Source organism: Shewanella sp. VK101 (assembly GCF_056497865.1).
Genome location: NZ_CM151402.1, coordinates 4215678 through 4232941, shown reverse-complemented (window position 1 = coordinate 4232941; position 17264 = coordinate 4215678). Strand labels below are relative to the sequence as shown.

Sequence of the window (17264 nt, the reverse complement as noted above, 5' to 3'; positions counted from 1 at the left end):
AGTCATGCCATTGAGTTGGCAAACACTAAAGGGCGCCTGGGCGCCCTTTGTCATTATTGATTCTCGAAACAGATCTCTATGTAGGCCGAGCCCTTGGGAGCGACAAAAGGCATGATGATCTTCTGGCCCTGAGCCTGATGGGAAATCTTATGGCCTATGCCGGAAACCACCACAGGGGTGGCCATTTCAAACTCATAGCCTTTGTCCGACAGCAGGTTCTTGGCGCCGCCGGTCACCATGTTGGTGATCTCCCCTACCAGATCTGTCACTTCTTCATTGATATTGCCGGGATTCTCTCCCAGCATATTTTGCATTATCTCCAGGATCAGCCCTTGCTCAAAGGTGATCGACAGCGATCCTTTGGTCTGCGGGCCCACCATACCGATAAGCCCGGAGACATCGCCTTTGGCCAGGTTGTCTGTCTTGAGTCTGGGCTTGCCCGGGGTCAACTGCATGTTGGCCATGGTGGAAACCACATTGAGAAGTGACTGAAGAAAGGGATTGATAAAAGTGACATTCATGCCGGATTTGTTCCTCTTGCTGCCTAGGGAAGTGCAGATAGCGTAAGGCTAATCCATAAGCGGTTTCACTCCCGCCCACTGGATCACACTCTTATTAGCTTAGAACAATGGCTTGGGCTCTGTGGCGATTTCTTGCCCGGAAAAACTGTGCCCGGCATAAAAACCGGGCACAGAGCGAGCTTCAGGAGACTTTTTCGATTTTTGCCGGTAACCCCTGGCGCGCCGAGGCGCCGCTGGCCCAATCCACCAGAGGGTAGGAACCCGAACGGCTGGGATCCAGCACAGCGAGATCGTTGAGGTTAACCCCGGCGCGGATCAGTGGATTGGCAGCAACCTGCTTGCCATCTATGCTGAATGCCCGCGCGCCGAGCTCCTTGTGACCAAAGCCGTGTTCAATGGCGATGCACTCCGGGTGCACGCCGGCGACGCATTCCACCAGTGCCAGTACACTGCCGTTGGGGGTGCTGATTTTCACTGTATCCCCTGTGGCTATCCCCAATCTTTGGGCCGTGTCTTTATTGATCCGCACCGGATTATTGGGGTGCACTTGCCTGAGCCTGTCAGAGCCGATACTCATGGAGCTCATGGTGTGCGACTTGTAGCTCGACAGCAACATGGGCCAGGACTGGCGGTCGAAGGCTTGCCTGAGCTCTGTGCCATCGACCAGGCGTTGACCATAGCTGCGCGGACAGCCACTGAGAAACTCGCCGCTCTGGGAGTGACGGCGACTGCCCACCTGGGGGTTCCACAACATCATAGGCTTGGGCCAGACCTTGGTGGGGTTGCCTTCGGCGTCCCTGGCCTTGTTCATTGATTCGAAACGGCCACCGCGGGCATAGAGATAAGCCACCCTGGATGCTTCCTCTTCGCCGAGACGGGCCTTGAGTTCGGGAATGATCCTGGCAACCCCGGACCAATAGAGATCTTCCTTGCCGATGGCGGGGACTTTCTCTCCCAACCAGGCGACGTTGGCGGCGCCGTAGAGAGAAAAGTCGGCGGCGCGGGTCAGCGGGTGGCGTGTGCCATCATAGGCCAGCACTGCGTTTTCACCGAAGCCGGGCAAGGCCAGCGCCATGGCAACCCGGGTAAGGAAGCTTTCCATACACACGGGATCGCCATCCACTGTGTGTTCTACCCTGGGTTTGACTATCGGCCAGCGGCCGGTGGCTATCTTGGTCATGGTGCCCTGCCAGGCAGAGGTCCAGCCCCAGGACTCATAGGTGAGGGTATCCGGCACTATATAGTCGGATAGCGCCGTGGTTTCGTTGATAAAGCTGTCGATACTGATAAACAGCGGCAACACCTTGGGATCTTTGAGCTTATCGCCTATGGCGGCGCCGAGCCCGGCCTGGCCATAGACAGGGTTGCCCATATGGTTGATCCAGGCCTTGAGCGAATAGGGGTAACCGTTGACCGCCGCGGTTAGATGCTCGCTCAGCATGGGCGCCGAGATCGGGAACCAGGGTTCCCTGGCCGGGTAGGGGGACTCGCCGGCCTGCTGCTTGCGCTTGTATTCCGAGCTTTTTTCATAGGGAAAACGGGAGCGTGACAGGAATACTCCGTTAGGCTGTACCATGCCGTCAAACTCGGCCAGATTGTAGCGCGGGCCTTTGCCGAAGGCCGGGAAAGTGCCGCCCTTGGCCAGCGCGCCGCCCTTTTGGTTGATATTGCCTATCATGGCGTTGAGCATCATGATGGCCCAGGCGGTATAGAAGCCATCGCTGCTCATGGTGCCGCCATGGCTGATCACCGCCGCCTTGCTGCCATGGCTGGTGAACTTGTTGGCCAGGGCCTCAATCTCATCGACCGGCACATCGCATTCGGCGCTGTATTGCGCCAATGTCTTGAGCCGGGCCGATTCGGCCAGCAGGCTGAAACTGCTCTTGCAGGCCAGGCTCTGGCCATTTGGGCCTGTGAGTCTGCGGTCCACTTCGAGCTGCGCCTTGGGGCAGACCTCGGCGGCCATGGGTTCACCGCTGACGGCGTCCAGTACCAGCAAGGGGTCTTCATCACCGAAGGGCTTGCCGCTGAAGGCCAAACCCAATTCGCTGGCGCGCAGATATTGGCCGTATCTCGGATGCGCCTGGTCTGAATGCACCAGGAAACCAGCATTACTGAAACCGCGGAAACCGGCGGTTTTGGCGGCCTTGGCATTGGGAGCACTGAGAAACTCGGCGCTGTAGCGCTGATTGTCTATGATCCAGCGCAGCATGGCCATCGCCAGCGAGGCGTCTGTGGCCGGGCGGATCGGCAACCAGACATTGTCCGGCGCCGACGCCAGATTGGAGGTGTTGGGCAACATGGGCGAAACCACAACATAGCTGAAGTTGCGGTTGTTGACCCTGGCATTGGCCATTTGCCGTGCCTGGCGCTTGAAGGGGTTGCCGGACTGCTGCGGTGAAGTGCCGATGAACAGCAGAAACTCGGCATGATCCCAGTCCGGTTTCAAGTGGGCGTACTTTTTCAGATCGTCCAGCAAGGCGCCGGCACCGGCCCGATAGCTGAAGCCACAGTAAGAGCCGTGGTTGGCAAAGTTACGGGTGCCGAAGCTGTTGAAGGTGAAGCGTTTTATCAGCGTGTCCCGCCCCTCATCCGAGGCGTTGCTGACCAACAGCTGATTGGCCTTGGGGCCGTATTCAGGGTTGGCGGGATCCAAAGGCGTATTGAGATTGCGAATCGCCCTGAGTCCATCCACATGGCCTTCACCAAACAGATCGCCACCTTCGACAACCTCCTTGAGCAACTGCTCGAATGCTATGCTCTGCCACTGGCCCGAACCTCTGGGCCCGACCCGTTTCAGGCAGCGCGTTACCCGATAAGGGCTGTCCAATAACTCCAGCATGGCGTTACCGCGGGCGCAGGCGGTGGAACGCCCTGCAAGCCCCTGCTCCTGCCAGGCGCTGGTGGACACCAGGGCATCGCGCACCGGGGTGTCAAAGTCCAGGTGTTCACGGGCCGACAGTGGATGATAAGGGTTACCACTGATACGGATAATGCTGTCGGTTTCATTATCGATACGGGCTCGTACCCCGCATTTGGTCCAGCAGCCGAAACACATGGTGTTGGCCAGACGCTGGTTGTCATTGGCGCTCAGTTGGCCGCTATTCAGGTCAACCCTGAGCTCAGGTGCCAGCGAGTTGCCATGAATCGCTTCTTGGGTATTTCTGCCCGAGCTGCCATTGACCAGACCTTTGCCCAACTGGGTCAGGGTGTGGCTGTAGCCTGCAACAAACAGTCCGGTACCACCTGTGATGGCAGCCCCTTTGATAAAACGGCGTTTACTCTTGTCCATTATGCGGCTCCTTTCAGTCCGGTGGCAGACTGACGTATCAGTTCGGAAATCAGGGTGATCAGGGCCAGCCATAGGCCAAAGGTACCCAGGATCCCCAGCAGCCCCTGTGGGCCCCAGGGCAGTTCATAGAAGTAGGTGCCGGCGCCATACTTGGGATCCGTCTGCGCCTGGATAAGCACCAGCCAGCGAAAGCCCCAAGCCAGGTGGATGGCGGCAAAGCTGCCAAACAGCAAGGCCCAGCGGGGCAGATGTCTGAAGGCCAGCAGCAGCGCCAACAAGGCCAGGGTGGCCAGCACCCAGATAGCGGCCAGTTGCCAACTGGGACTGTCGCCGAGCAGTAATCTGGCTTCATTGGCGCTGTTGCCTCCACTGAGGGCCCAGCCGATAAGCAACAGGGCAAACAGGGCGAAGGAGCCACGCAGCCAGAGCAGCAGCTGTTTGTCGGTCTCCTGCTTATGGCCATTGAACAGGCGGTTGAGCCAAATCAACATGCCACTGCCGGCGGCCAGGGCGCTGGCGGCGAATAGAGGCGGCAGCCAGTAGCTGTGCCACAGTGGCCTGGCCTTGATGGCCATGGTTTCCATGCCGGTGTAGAGGGCTATGCTCAGGCCGCTGAGCAGGGCAACCCAGGCCAGAGGCTTGAGCCAGGACTCGCCTTGCCAGTTCCCTAGGCGTAACCAGTATCCCAGGCGGCTCCAGCCATCTTTGGGCTGAGTCGGAAGGGAAGGGCGCAGCAAGAGGTAGGCAAAGGCCAGCGCCGCTGCCATAAACAGCGGCAGTAACCAGGCGCCATACCACATCCAGGAATCCGGTCTGAGCTGCATATAGAAGTGCCAGGCGCGGGCGGGTTGGTGCAGATCGGCCAAGAGTGCCACAGGTGCCACAATGGCGGTGCTGAGGATCAGGCTGCCGCAGAGTGTCAGCAGGCGCTTATCTTTGGCGCCGGGGCGGATAATGGTCAGCGCCGCAATCCACACCGCGGAATAGGCCAGTCCCATCATAAAGAAGTATTGCACCGCCCAGGGTAACCAGGTGATGGCGATATCCGGGGTCAAGATCTCTTTAATGTCCATGGTGCAACTCCTCTCCAGTGGCGGTCATCAGGCTGCGAACCGGTGCTTCGCCGCGGATCCTTTCTTCAAATGCGGCTGTCATCCCCAGATAAAATACGCAGGGCGAGGTTTCTGCCGAGGGCTTGAGTACCTTGATCTCGTCTCTGTGCTCGGCCAGCATGCGACTGATTTGGCTGCCGGGATCGTTGAGATCGCCGATGATCCTGGCTTCACCGACACAGGTTTCGACGCAGGCCGGCAGCAAGCCCGCCTCCAGCCTATGGGCGCAGAAGGTGCACTTGTCGGCGGTGTTGGTGTCATGGTTGATAAAGCGTGCATCATAGGGGCAGGCCTGGACACAGTAACCGCAGCCGACACACCAGTGGCTGTCGACCACCACTATGCCGTCCTGGCGCTGGAATGTGGCGCCTGTGGGGCAAACCGGGATGCAGGGGGGATTTTCGCAGTGGTTGCAGAGCCTGGGCAGCATCATAAAGGCGCTTTCCTGCCCTTGGGTCACTTCATACTGGTTGACTGTGGTACGAAACTGCCCCAGTGGGGGTTGGTTTTCTATGGTGCAGGCGACAGTACAAGCCTGGCAACCAACGCAGCGGCGCAGATCGATCAGCATGCCATAGCGTTTGCCACTGGTTGCCTGGGGCTTGGAAGTCGATGCCTGGGCGACGGGCAAAAACGCAGCTCCGGCGCTGATGGCGGCGATTTGCCCCAGTAGTTGACGTTTACTCTTGTCCATACAGACTCCTGAGTCTTGCGGTGATTGGAAACCCACCGGGCTCCTGTTGCCTGTATTCTCGGCAACTGGCGCCCTTGGTCTCTATAGTGGTTTTCCACATATCGGGGCCGCTATTGATCCAGCGCAAGAAATTGAGGCTAGAATGGCGGGCAGACTGATGCTGACCCAGCCGCTTGTGGCCGCAAGATTTCCTAACCGGAGCTAAAACCAAGAGATGAGAACCCTGTATCTGCTGTGTTATCTGTTTGCGGCTGTACTGCTCGGCCATTGGCCGTCAGCTGCGGCAGCGACTGAGCCGTTGCCGCTATCAGGCCCAGCGATGACAACTGGAGCGCTGACGGATAAGGCGGTGGTGGATATAGGTGTGTTGGCTACCCGGGGCTACAGCGACAGCATCAACCGCTGGCAACCCACCATGAATTGGCTCGAGCAGCAGATCCCTGGATATTACTTTCGCCTGCACCCTTTGACGCTGGAGCAGCTGTCGCAGGCGGTGGCCGCCCAGGAGCTGGACTTTGTGATCACCAACCCGGGCCAATCTGTACTGTTGGCGCGGCAATATTCCTTAAGCTGGCTGGCGACCCTCAAGAGCCGCCTCAATGCCGGTGAGCCGATGCAGGTGGGTTCGGCGCTGGTGGTAAGAAGCGAGTCCAGCCTGCAACATCTGCAAGATCTCAGGCACAAGCGCCTGGGGATAGTCTCGACCCAGGCCTTCGGCGGCTACCTGACCTTGGTGTATGAAGCGCGACTCAAGCAGATAGACCTGCCAAGCTATGTGGCCGAGATCCAATCTTTGGGATTCCCGTTGGATAATCTGCTCTATCGCCTGCGCGATGGCAGCATAGACGCCGCCGTGGTGCCAGTCTGCCAATTGGAGCAGATGGCGGCGGAGGGGCTTATCGATGCCGGGCACTATCGGGTGCTGGACAACCAGGCGCCGGCAGGGTTTGCCTGCGAGGTGTCGACCCGCCTCTATCCTAACTGGTCCATGGCCAAGACCAGCCGTGCCAGTCAGGGGCTGGCCAAGCAGTTGACCCTGGCCCTGTTGGCACTGCCGGAAGACAGTGAGGCGGCCAAAATGTCCGGCTCGCTGGGGTGGACCACGGCGGTCAGTCAACTGGCCATTGATAAGCTGCTCAAGGATCTGGACCTGCACCCATTGCAGGCGCCTTGGTGGCAAAGGGCGCTGCAGTGGCTCAAGGCCCACAGTCATTGGGGCTGGAGCTTGCTGGCGCTGCTGGTGCTGCTCAACGGTTATCACTTCTGGCTCGAATACAGTTTCAGCCGCCGCGGCCGGGAACTGGCCAAGGCCCAACGGCAACTGAGTGAAAACCTCAGTCTGCTGGAACATGCCCAGCGGGCGGCGGTGGCCGGTGAACTGGGCGCCAGCCTGGCCCATGAGCTGAACCAACCTTTGGCGGCCATAGGCAACTATTGCCACGGCGCCAGTGTCAGGCTGCAACAGGGGCAACTGGACAAGTTGCCGCTGGCACTGGAACAGATACAGGCTGAAGTTGGCCGCGCCCACGGTATCATTCAAAGGCTCAGGGGGCTTTTGAAAAAGCGCCCGCCGCAAAAACAGTTGCAGCCGTTCAGCCCCTTGCTGAGCGAGACGCTGACTCTGCTGGGGCATGAACTGGAGAAACAAGCGATCCGCGTCGATTGGCAGATTGTCGGCGAAGAAAGCCCCATGCAACTGGATACGGTCGCCATGCAGCAACTCTTGTTGAATCTGCTTAAGAATGCCATCGAAGCCTTGGCTGAAGAGCCTAAAGCCGAGCGAATTATTGCGCTGCGGCTGGATTATCAATCCCAGCCCGGCAAGCTCTTGCTGGAAGTGCAGGATAATGGCCCAGGGCTTAAACAGGATGGCAAGAGCCTGATGCAGGCCTTTACCAGTACCAAGACAGATGGCCTGGGGCTGGGGCTGGTGATCTGCCGCGAAATCGCCGAGAGCCATGGCGGCAGCATCAGTCTGCTGCAGCCGCCTGAGGGCGGTTGTCTGGTCACAGTGGTGCTGGCTTAAACTCGTTTTGCCAAGGAGAAAGAAAAATGCCGGGACAATTTGCTGCCCAAAACAGTTCACCGACCGATGACAAGCGTCAGTCAGTCTATCTGGTGGATGACGATGATTCGGTGCGGCGCTCGTTGGGATTTATGCTGGAAGGATATGGTTTTGAGGTGCAGGCCTTTGAAGATGCAGAGCATTTTCTCAAGGCGCAGCTGTTGGATCTGCCCGGCTGCCTGATCCTCGATATGCGTATGCCTGGGCTCAGTGGGGCGCAGCTGCAGCAGCTGCTCAACGAGCGTAATAGCCCGCTGGCGGTGATCTTTCTCACCGGCCATGGCGACGTGCCGCTGGCGGTGGATGCGCTTAAATCCGGCGCGGTGGACTTTTTTCAAAAGCCCGCCGATGGCGCTCGCCTCGCCGAGGCGGTCACCAAGGCGCTGAGTCACTCTGCCGAAATCGCCAAACGCCGAAAGCTGCAAGGCATCTACCAGGCGCTGACTCCGAGAGAGAAAGAGATATTGCATCTCATCGCCAAGGGCTATAAGAACCAGCAGATAGCCGACGAACTCTGCATCGCCATGCGCACAGTGGAGATCCACAGATCCAACCTGATGAAGGGCATGCAGGTGAGCTCGCTGGCTGAAATGTTGTTGATTTATGCCGGGATAGAGACAGAGTTTGAGTAACTCGGATCAAAAGTCTTCGGCGGCAACAGAATGACCTTTGATTCGGGTTTATGAGCGGGATTTATCTGCGGCTGTCGTTTTATGGCCGCAGAGGGTAAAATAGCGGCCCATTTTTGCGTACCGGATCTGTTAATGCCAAGTCCTATCGATGCCAACCGCCGTTTTTCCATTGCCCCCATGCTTGATTGGACGGACCGCCACTATCGTTACTTTGCCCGGCTGATGTCGAGCCAGACTCTGCTCTACACTGAGATGGTGACCACAGGCGCGATACTGCATGGCAAGGGCGATTATCTGGCTTATAACCAGGAAGAGCACCCGCTGGCATTGCAACTGGGCGGCTCCAATGTTGAGGATCTGGCCCGCTGCGCCGAAATCGCCCGGCAAAGGGGGTATGACGAAGTTAACCTCAATGTGGGATGCCCTTCGGATAGAGTACAGAACGGCCGCTTTGGTGCTTGTTTGATGGAAGAGCCAGAGCTGGTGGCCCATTGCATCGATGCCATGCGCCAGAAGGTGGATATCCCGGTGACGGTCAAGACCCGGATCGGCATAGACGACAAAGATTCCTACGAATTTCTTTGTGACTTCATTACCAAGGTGAGTGCCGCCGGCTGCGATACTTTCATCATCCATGCCCGCAAGGCCTGGTTGCAGGGGCTTAGTCCCAAGGAAAACCGTGAGATCCCGCCATTGGATTATCCCCGGGTGTATCAATTGAAGCAGGATTTTCCCGGCCTGCATATCAGCATCAATGGTGGTATCAAGAGCTTTGAAGAGATGCATGCCCATCTGTCCCAGTTGGATGGGGTGATGGTGGGGCGCGAAGCCTACCAAAATCCCTATCTGCTGGCCGAGGTGGATCAGAAGATCTTTGGCCTCGATAGCCAGGTTATGAGTCGCGATCAGGTGGTGGATGCCATGTTGCCCTATGTGGAAGCTCATCTGCAGTCGGGTGGCCGCTTGAATCATATCAGCAGACACATGACAGGCCTGTATCAGGGGATCCCCGGTTCTCGCAGTTGGCGCCGTCATCTGAGCGAGAATGCCCACAAGCCGGGGGCTGGCATAGAAGTGTTACTGCAGGCTCGTGAAATGATGCACAGCGGAGTTTGACCTTGCTGTAATACCCGAGTGGTGAAAATCGCTATGGTGATAGTGCTTTTTACCAACAGATAGGAAATTGCTGTATTTTTGTGCTGTTACGGTCAGTCATTCTGTGTTAATGATTGACCGTTTTTATTTTTATTTCTTTTAATATCATGCTCTTAATTAAAGTTTTTCCCAGTTGGCACGCCCTTTGAATTAGTCATCTTGACCGCTGACCCGTTCAGCTTAACCAGAAAGGGATGACAAGCATGAAAACTTCCAACCTGACTATTAAATCTTTGCTTCTTGGCGTTGTTTTGGCTTCAGCCAGTGTTTCAGTCCAGGCCGATGTACTGCCTACTCAACCTATCCTCAGTGCTGTTGAACAGAACCTGAGTCAACAGGCCCAGACCATGTTGCTCAGTGCCAAGCGTGAAATGCTGGCCTCCCTGCAACAGGAACTGGAGCGTAGCGTGGCCCAACTGAGCGACGAGATGACTCAAGAAACCCTGAGTCAGATCACCGAATTACCCGTGGAGACCAGTGTTCTGACCCAAGCCAACGATTGAGGTGCCTATGTGGATAAATAGCACCTTGGCACTACTGATGTTTCTGCCGTTGCTTGGCTACACCCTGGTGGCGTTGTTAGCTTGCGGTGCCCGGCAGATACAGTTAACGAGATAATCGGAGTCAGTTATGTTTGATTTGGAACGTACACTCAAGGGAAATTCTTCCATCGTCTGTGGCCTATGCCGCGATATGGCTGAGCGTTTTGGCTGGTCGGTATTCTGGACCCGAATTGTTGCCGCAGTCATCACTCTGATGCACCCATTGCTCGGGTTGACGGCTTACTTTGCCTTGGCACTGCGGTGGCCCAAGTGGGTGAAATGAGTATGTATAACAAGAGTCGAAACAAGCACAGAAGATATAGGTTGCTGTCTCAGTTACTGGTATGGAGCATAGTCGGCGCGCTGATCCTTATGGTCTCTCTGCTCAGCCGCGAGTTTATGTCAGTGGGGATTTGGGGTAGCCCGTTTTTATGGCTGGATGCCGAGAACTGGAGCTGGGTGTTGACCCTGATAACCGCGATGCTGGCATTGGTGTGGGCCGCAATGACTTTCAGTGTGTTGGCGGTGGTGTGTGTACTTTGTGTTGCTGCGGCATTACTGATGTTTATCAGCGGTTTTGCAGTGATTTGGCCCGTGCTGGTTTTGGCATTGGCAGTATGGGGAATAGGCAAGTCCAGTCAATGGCAGGAGTAGTGTTGCTGCGACTGGCTTGGTGTCAGCCCAGCCGCAGCAACATTGGATTCAGCCTCGATGATTTAACCTTTGTTGAGAAACTGGCGGAAAACCGCTTTGGCTTCATCGCTTTGCAGACGCTGGCCGAAGAGTTCCAACTCCTGATGCATCTGGTGTTGTACCCGGCTCTTGTGTGGCCGCATAAGTTGTCTGGTGAGTTGCAGCGCCTGAGGTGGCTTGGAGGCCAGAGCCTTGGCCTTTTCCAGCGCATAAGGGAAGAGTTCTGCCGGACTCAACATGCGGTTGATGAGTTTGAGATCCAGCGCCGTTTCGGCATCGAAACTTTCGCCCAGCAACAGCAGTTCAGAGGCCTTTTGATAGCCGACCAATTCAGGTAGTAGCAGGCTGGAGCCGGCTTCAGGCACCAGTGCCAGGTCGATAAAGGGCAAACGGAACTGGGCTGTGTTATCGGCATAGACAAGGTCACAATGCAGCAGCAGCGTGGTGCCGATTCCGACAGCGGCTCCGCTGACAGCGGCGACCAAGGGCTTTTTCAGCTCCAGCAGGCAAAAGAGAAATCGCACCGCAGGGTGGTTAGGCCCCAGATCCGGCTGCTTGAGAAAATCCGCCACATCATTGCCTGAAGTAAAGCAGTTTTCACTGCCTGTCAGCAGAAAGGCACGGATCTCGTTGTCCGCTTCCCCCTGGATCAGGTATTCTGTAAGCTGCTTATACATATCGAGATCGAGGGCGTTACGTTTATCCGGACGGTTAAAACGTATGATGCGTACACCCTGCTCATCCTGAACCTGAATCGTGCTCATTCGTTGTTTCCTTTGCTGACGAAATGGGTTTTACATGGAGTTTAAGACATAGATGGCGATATTCAAACAACTGTTTAAAGTTATCTTGCTGGCCGGCATCAGTGCCAGCGCCTTCGCCTCGAACATAATGCTCGAACAAGGATATATCCGGGCCATGCCCGCTTCTGTTCCCAATACGGCGGCGTATCTGACACTCAGCAACCATGGCGCGGCGACTGAGCTGGTTTCTGCCAGCACCCCTGTGGCCCGTGAAGCCATGCTGCATACCCTGATTGAGGAAGATGGCCTGGTTAAAATGCGCCATGTGGCGGCTTTCCCGCTGCCTGAGCATGGCCAGTTGACGCTGCAAAGCAGCGGCGATCACATCATGATCATGGGCCTCAAGGCACCGTTGCAGCTGGGGCAAAAAGTGCCTATGACACTCAGTTTTGCCAATGGTGAAACCCTCAATATCGAACTCGAAGTAAAATCCCCCAATGATGCTCCTGCAGCCCAAGAGCATCATCACCATCATTAAGGAGAACCCGGGATGCAAATGACATGGAAAAAAGGTGTCGGTGCAGCGGTCATAGTGTTCGTTATCGCATACGGCATCAGTGTTTGGTGGAGTATTGAACCCGAAGTGTTGACGCCCAAGGTGATGACATCGGAAAAGGGCGAGAGAATCACAGGTTATGCCACTACCAGCGCCTTGATTGAAACCATGGAGACCTTGCTGGATAAGCAAGGAGGCTGGTTGTCCAACGACATGATGCCGCCTTCTGTGATGATGGACAACATGCCGGCGTTTGAGTTCGGCGCCCTGGAACAGGTGCGGGATCTCGCCTTGATCATGCGCAAAGAGTTCAGCCGCTCCCAGTCTCAGTCCACCGCCGACAAAGATCTGCTGGAAGCACACTCCAAGCTGAATATCGAGCATACCAGTTGGCTGGTGCCCAGTGCCGAGAGTGAGTATCGCGATGCTATCAAGCTATTGAAGGTTTACCGGGCGCGGATGATGGATCCCAATAACCCGGATGCCCAGTTTTATGCCCGTGCCGATAACCTCAATGAGTGGTTGAAAGAGGTGCAGAAGCGCTTGGGCAGCATGTCACAGCGTCTGGCCGCCAGTGTTGGTCAGGAGAGGCTGAATACCGATCTGGCCGGTGACAGTGCCGCGCGTCAGTCGACCCCCAACCTGGCGAGCCAGCAGATTAAGACCAGCTGGTGGCAAATAGACGATGTCTTCTATGAATCCAGAGGCTCTGCCTGGGCCTTGCTGAATTTCATGAAGGCGGTTGAGGTCGATTTTGCTGACGTACTGAAGAAAAAGAATGCCGAAGTGAGTCTCAAACAGATCATCCGTGAACTGGAAGCGACTCAGCAAACAGTCTGGAGCCCAATGATCCTCAATGGTTCCGGATTCGGTTTGGTGGCCAACCATTCCTTGGTGATGGCCAACTATGTGTCCCGCGCCAATGCCGCGGTGATTGATTTAACCAACTTGCTTTCACAGGGTTAATTTATGAAAAAGACTTTATTGGCGACAGCCTTGCTGGCTTCTTTGATGGCGACCTCCGCCCAGGCAGCAACAGTCGTAGGCTTTAAGGTAGGCGCCGATTACTGGAAAGGAGATGCCAGCGGTACTTTCGCCGAGAAAGGCCAGCCGCAGCAGGAGTTCAACTATGACTCTTCCGCCCAGTACAGCCTTTGGTTCAGCGTTGAGCACCCTGTGCCACTGCTGCCCAACCTGAAGATCCGCGAAAACCGCCTGAAAGAAGATGGCGCTATGAGCAATGCCAACTTCAGTTTCAACGGCCACACCTTCAGCGGTGATGTGTATGCTACGGCCGACCTGAGCAACACAGACTTTATCCTCTACTATGAGCTACTGGACAATGATCTGGTTTCTCTGGATGTGGGTGGGGCCTACAAGTTGATGGATGGTTCTTTCCGGGTGGCAGACAAGGGGCATCCTGAGCAGCGTGATATCGACAGCGGTGTGGTCATGGGTTATGCCAATGCCGAGGTTGGCCTGCCTTTCTTCGGCTTGTACGCCTTTGCCGATGTGTTGGCCGGTATCAATGAATCCAGTGTCTATGACTACCAAGTAGGTCTGGGCTGGGAGTTTGATGGCGTGGCGCTGGATACCCGGGTACGTGCCGGCTACCGCGACTTTAAATTTGACGTGAACGGCTTCAACGGCATGAGCAGTAATATGCAGTTTGACGGCTTCTTTGCCGGTGTTGAACTGGTGTTCTAATTCCGTTTCAGTCGACTAGTCACAATAAAAAACCGCCAGTTGGCGGTTTTTTATTGGTTAAACTCCCTTACTGCTGTGCAGGAGTTGTCAGGCCGTTGTTGATTGAGATGACGTCATCTTCATTCAGGGTGCCTGTGGCTTGTTTCAGTGCCAATATTGACTTGATATAGCCGTAACGGGCGTTGGACAGCTGACGCTTGGAATCATACAGATCCCGGGTACGGTTCAGCACGTCGACTATAGTACGGGTACCCACTTCAAAACCGGCTTGAGTGGCTTTCAATGCACTTTCGGAAGAGAGCACTGATTGCTCATAGGCCTTGATGGAGCTGATAGAAGCACCAACGTTGTTGAAGTTGTTGCGAACATTTTTGACTACCTGGCGGTAAGTCTGTTCCAGCTTCTGGCTGGCTTCAACATAGGCGTATTGCGCCTGTTTCACCTGAGAGCTGACCTTGAAACCTTCAAAGATAGGTACACTGAGGTTAACCCCAACGGTACCGTTATCGAAGTCAGGTTGGCTCTGGCTGCCGATTTCCTGCTCCAGGCCTTTGGTATAACCGGCGCTCAGGCTCAGAGACGGCATATGGCCGGCCTTATAGAGGCTGATGGTTTCCTGGGCGATATCTTTACCGATACGCTGGGTCAGCAGGTCGACACTGTTGGTCTCGGCCATCTTAAGCCAATCGCCTGGCACTGCCGGGGTTGGGCTGGCCGCAGAGAAGCGGTTGGTATCCAGGATGTCGATGCTCTTGTGATCTATACCTGTGATTTCACGCAGGGCTTCATAGCTGTTGATCAACTGATTCTCTGCCAAAATTTCATCGGCGGTCGCCAGATCATACTGAGCCTGTGCTTCATGAACATCGGTAATGGCTGTCAGACCAACGGCAAAGCGCTGCTTGGTTTGTTCCAACTGACGCTCGATGGCACGCTTCTCGGCGCCTTTGAACTCGTAGTTGTCCTTGGCGGCCAACACGTCAAAGTAAGCGGTTGTTACTCGGGTGATCAGTGTCTGCAGGGCAGAGGCGTAGACGGCATCGGCCTGTGATGCAGCTTTTTCCGCCAGGCTCAAACCGACCCAGGCAGAATGATCATAGATGACCTGGTTAAGTTTAATCGCACCTGTCAGGCCGCTGGTGTCGGCACTGGGATCGTTCCAGGCTTTGTCATAACCGACATTGGCACTGATGGTTGGCAGCAGTGGTGCGCGATTCTCTTCAATTTTCTCATACAACTGGTCTCTTTGGGCCTTGGCCTGGAGTACCACTGGATCATTGGTTAATGCCTGCTGATATATCTGAAGTAAATCGTCGGCTTGAACGGCCGGGGCAGAAACTGCGAGCGTTAACGCCGCGCATAAAGTGCGGATCTTGAATTTCATTGGCTGTCCTTATAGACAAACACCCTGTGACGGGCGGTTTCAACTTCGTTAGACTGTTAATGCCTTTGATAAAGGCGGTTTGCGCTTCCCGACGCTTCCCGATACAGCAAAACTTAATGGTTTTGATACTAAAAAATCAACCGTTTTCAAGTCAATTCGGAAGTGTAACAGATTTTATTGGCAAATGGTGCCGGGTGGTTTGAAATTGCACCTTTTATAGCTAAAGCGGAGTGAAAATGGCAGCAGAAAAATTCACCAAAGAGGATGTTCAGGTGCTGGGGCAGCGCACGCTATACCGTGGGTTTTTCCATATGGAGGAATACCGTTTCCGTCATCGGCTGTTTGCCGGTGGCTGGAGCGATGAAGTGACTCGTGAGGTGTTTGAGCGCGGCCATGCCGTGGTGGTTTTACCCTATGATCCGCAAGAAGACAAAGTGGTGTTGATTGAGCAGGTGCGGTTTCCTGCGCTGGAAACCAGTGAATCTCCTTGGCTGCTGGAGTTGGTGGCGGGTATGATTGCCCCCGGCGAAGTGGCCGATGAGGTGGCCAAACGGGAACTTTTGGAAGAAACCGGACTCAATGCCAGTGCAATTTCGGCCGTAAGCAGCTATCTTTCCAGCCCCGGAGGTTGCAGTGAACGCTTCTTCTTCTATTGGGCGGCGGTGGATTCATCCAAGGCCAAAGGGCTGCATGGCTTGGCCGAAGAACATGAAGACATTAAGTTGCATGTGCTTTCCCGCAGTGATGCTTATGCCAAGGTGCTTAGTGGCGAAATCGACAATGCTTCGACCGTGCTCGGACTGCAATGGTTGCAGCTTAACTATCAAAGTTTAATCCAGGCCAATGAACAAGAAAGACAGTGACAAGAAATACCAGCCGGATGTCAGCCGCTTTTTAGCCCTGTGTGGCCGCAACTATGGCCATATTCAGCGCTGGTTGCCGGAGCAAGGTGAAGTGGGTGAAAGCTGGCAGGTAGAAGGTGATTTCGGCTGCCTAGATGTCGAGCTGCTGGAAAATACCCGCTATACCCAGTTGGTCAGTATTTCCCGCCATGTAGGGAAGGGCGGATTGATACCTGTCCCCAAGGTCACTGTGCGGATTTATCATGATGCTAAATTAGCAGAAGTGTTAAGCAGCCGACAGATTTACCAATTGCGGCCAGTGTATGATTATCCGAACTTACGCATGTACCACCGCGATGAAAAGTACCAGGTAAACGCCTTCCTGGAGGAGTTATTGCAAATAGACTGTCAGGCGCGCCTCGTTTGTCAGTCCTGAGATTGGGTAATCAAAGTGCTGAAAGAGGCAATCACATACAGTATTCCTGAGGACAAGAGTGTTCGTTTGGTGCAGATCACAGATCCTCACCTGTTTGCCGATCCTGAAGGACAGCTTCTTGGCGTAAATACCGCCAACAGTCTCAATGCCGTTATCAATACCATCCAGGCAGTCAAGTATCCCGCCGACATGCTGCTGGCCAGTGGTGACATTAGCCAGGATTACTCAGGTGAGTCCTACCGCAACTTTGTCGAAGCCATCAAACCGCTGAATCTGCCCTGCCATTATCTGCCTGGCAATCACGATGACCCCAGGATCATGTATCTGCATATGCAGGGTGAGCGTGTCTATGGTCACAGGCGGGTATTGGCCGGGAATTGGCAGATTATCTTGCTGGACTCCACAGTGCGGGGAAAGCCCGGGGGCCATATGGCCGAAAGCGAAATTGAGATCATCCGCAGTGCCATAGCCGCCGAACCGGACAAACATGTGCTGCTGGTGATGCATCATAATCCTGTGCTGGTGGACTGCACTTGGCTGGATCAGCACTGTATGGACAATGGCGCCCATTTCCTCAAAGAGATGGGGCGTTATCCTCAGGTCAAGGGCATGCTCTGGGGCCATGTTCATCAGCAATTGGATACAGAATATCAGGGTGAAACTCACAAGTTATCTCTGATGGCGACACCATCGACCTGTATTCAATTCAAACCCTTGTCTTCCTATTTTGCGCTGGATGCACTGCAGCCTGGCTACCGTTTGCTGGAGCTCAAGCCCGATGGTAGCATGCTCACCAATGTTTATCGGATCCCGGGCGAGCGCTTCGCACCGGATGCTGAGGCCAGCGGCTACTGAATTTGCTTTGGAGCAGTGGCCCCTTGTGAGGAACT

General features: G+C 55.3%; 18 protein-coding genes. 12 read left to right on the top strand and 6 right to left on the bottom strand.

Features of this window, described 5'->3' with window-relative positions:
• Nucleotides 1–53 precede the first annotated feature (53 nt).
• The 4 genes from ACSHSR_RS18830 to dsrO all read right to left on the bottom strand — a co-directional run bounded on the left by ACSHSR_RS18830 (nt 54) and on the right by dsrO (nt 5619).
• The gene (locus tag ACSHSR_RS18830; RefSeq protein ID WP_028779668.1) at nt 54–521 is read right to left on the bottom strand and encodes a chemotaxis protein CheX; all 468 of its coding nucleotides are present in this window, start codon (nt 519–521) and stop codon (nt 54–56) included.
• Nucleotides 522–702: 181 nt separating this feature from the next.
• The gene (locus ACSHSR_RS18825; protein WP_479631039.1) at nt 703–3813 is read right to left on the bottom strand and encodes a molybdopterin dinucleotide binding domain-containing protein; all 3111 of its coding nucleotides are present in this window, start codon (nt 3811–3813) and stop codon (nt 703–705) included.
• On the bottom strand, nt 3813–4886 hold the full coding sequence (nrfD, locus tag ACSHSR_RS18820; protein WP_117200276.1) for an NrfD/PsrC family molybdoenzyme membrane anchor subunit: 1074 nt from the start codon (nt 4884–4886) through the stop codon (nt 3813–3815). The genes ACSHSR_RS18825 and nrfD overlap by 1 nt, the downstream gene beginning before the upstream one ends.
• The gene (gene dsrO / locus ACSHSR_RS18815) at nt 4876–5619 is read right to left on the bottom strand and encodes a sulfate reduction electron transfer complex DsrMKJOP subunit DsrO (protein WP_025009348.1); all 744 of its coding nucleotides are present in this window, start codon (nt 5617–5619) and stop codon (nt 4876–4878) included. The genes nrfD and dsrO overlap by 11 nt, the downstream gene beginning before the upstream one ends.
• A 214-nt stretch (nt 5620–5833) precedes the next feature.
• Here dsrO and ACSHSR_RS18810 point away from each other — a divergent pair, with 214 nt between their 5' ends.
• The 6 genes from ACSHSR_RS18810 to ACSHSR_RS18785 all read left to right on the top strand — a co-directional run bounded on the left by ACSHSR_RS18810 (nt 5834) and on the right by ACSHSR_RS18785 (nt 10667).
• Nucleotides 5834–7645: a sensor histidine kinase gene (locus tag ACSHSR_RS18810; RefSeq protein WP_335901415.1), complete on the top strand. Its 1812-nt coding sequence runs from the start codon at nt 5834–5836 to the stop codon at nt 7643–7645.
• A 26-nt stretch (nt 7646–7671) separates the two neighbouring features.
• Nucleotides 7672–8316 (top strand): response regulator transcription factor, encoded by a 645-nt coding sequence (locus ACSHSR_RS18805; protein WP_052248120.1) that lies wholly within the window; start codon nt 7672–7674, stop codon nt 8314–8316.
• Between the two features lie 132 nt (nt 8317–8448).
• Entirely contained in the window at nt 8449–9432 is a 984-nt protein-coding gene (gene dusA, locus ACSHSR_RS18800) for a tRNA dihydrouridine(20/20a) synthase DusA (RefSeq protein ID WP_115389303.1), read from the top strand.
• 242 nt (nt 9433–9674) lie between these two features.
• Nucleotides 9675–9974, top strand: a complete 300-nt coding sequence (locus ACSHSR_RS18795; protein ID WP_117200280.1) for a hypothetical protein — start codon at nt 9675–9677, stop codon at nt 9972–9974.
• A 127-nt stretch (nt 9975–10101) separates the two neighbouring features.
• Complete coding sequence (locus tag ACSHSR_RS18790) at nt 10102–10296, top strand: PspC domain-containing protein (protein ID WP_479631038.1); 195 nt, start codon at nt 10102–10104, stop codon at nt 10294–10296.
• Nucleotides 10293–10667 (top strand): hypothetical protein, encoded by a 375-nt coding sequence (locus ACSHSR_RS18785; RefSeq protein ID WP_052657930.1) that lies wholly within the window; start codon nt 10293–10295, stop codon nt 10665–10667. The genes ACSHSR_RS18790 and ACSHSR_RS18785 overlap by 4 nt, the downstream gene beginning before the upstream one ends.
• 62 nt (nt 10668–10729) lie before the next feature.
• On the opposite strand, the gene ACSHSR_RS18780 is transcribed toward ACSHSR_RS18785, so the two are convergent.
• Nucleotides 10730–11470 (bottom strand): enoyl-CoA hydratase, encoded by a 741-nt coding sequence (locus tag ACSHSR_RS18780; protein ID WP_039034482.1) that lies wholly within the window; start codon nt 11468–11470, stop codon nt 10730–10732.
• Nucleotides 11471–11522: 52 nt separating this feature from the next.
• Between ACSHSR_RS18780 and ACSHSR_RS18775 the strand changes: the two genes are divergently transcribed.
• The 3 genes from ACSHSR_RS18775 to ACSHSR_RS18765 are packed head-to-tail and all read left to right on the top strand — an operon-like array spanning nt 11523 to nt 13712.
• Complete coding sequence (locus tag ACSHSR_RS18775; protein WP_045283159.1) at nt 11523–11987, top strand: copper chaperone PCu(A)C; 465 nt, start codon at nt 11523–11525, stop codon at nt 11985–11987.
• Between the two features lie 12 nt (nt 11988–11999).
• On the top strand, nt 12000–12971 hold the full coding sequence (locus tag ACSHSR_RS18770) for a DUF2333 family protein (RefSeq protein WP_044733645.1): 972 nt from the start codon (nt 12000–12002) through the stop codon (nt 12969–12971).
• A 3-nt stretch (nt 12972–12974) separates the two neighbouring features.
• Entirely contained in the window at nt 12975–13712 is a 738-nt protein-coding gene (locus ACSHSR_RS18765) for a TIGR04219 family outer membrane beta-barrel protein (RefSeq protein ID WP_025009357.1), read from the top strand.
• A 67-nt stretch (nt 13713–13779) separates the two neighbouring features.
• On the opposite strand, the gene tolC is transcribed toward ACSHSR_RS18765, so the two are convergent.
• Nucleotides 13780–15096 (bottom strand): outer membrane channel protein TolC, encoded by a 1317-nt coding sequence (gene tolC / locus ACSHSR_RS18760; protein ID WP_144191551.1) that lies wholly within the window; start codon nt 15094–15096, stop codon nt 13780–13782.
• A gap of 236 nt (nt 15097–15332) precedes the next feature.
• Between tolC and nudF the strand changes: the two genes are divergently transcribed.
• The 3 genes from nudF to cpdA are packed head-to-tail and all read left to right on the top strand — an operon-like array spanning nt 15333 to nt 17229.
• Nucleotides 15333–15959 carry an ADP-ribose diphosphatase gene (gene nudF, locus ACSHSR_RS18755; protein WP_208135325.1) on the top strand — a complete coding sequence of 209 codons (627 nt, stop codon included), beginning with the start codon at nt 15333–15335 and terminating at the stop codon, nt 15957–15959.
• The gene (locus ACSHSR_RS18750) at nt 15940–16374 is read left to right on the top strand and encodes a DUF1249 domain-containing protein (RefSeq protein WP_479631037.1); all 435 of its coding nucleotides are present in this window, start codon (nt 15940–15942) and stop codon (nt 16372–16374) included. Before nudF ends, ACSHSR_RS18750 begins: the two co-directional genes overlap by 20 nt.
• Nucleotides 16375–16389: 15 nt before the next feature.
• Nucleotides 16390–17229, top strand: coding sequence for a 3',5'-cyclic-AMP phosphodiesterase (gene cpdA, locus ACSHSR_RS18745; protein WP_025009361.1), 840 nt, complete (start codon nt 16390–16392; stop codon nt 17227–17229).
• The last annotated feature ends 35 nt before the right edge of the window (nt 17230–17264 follow it).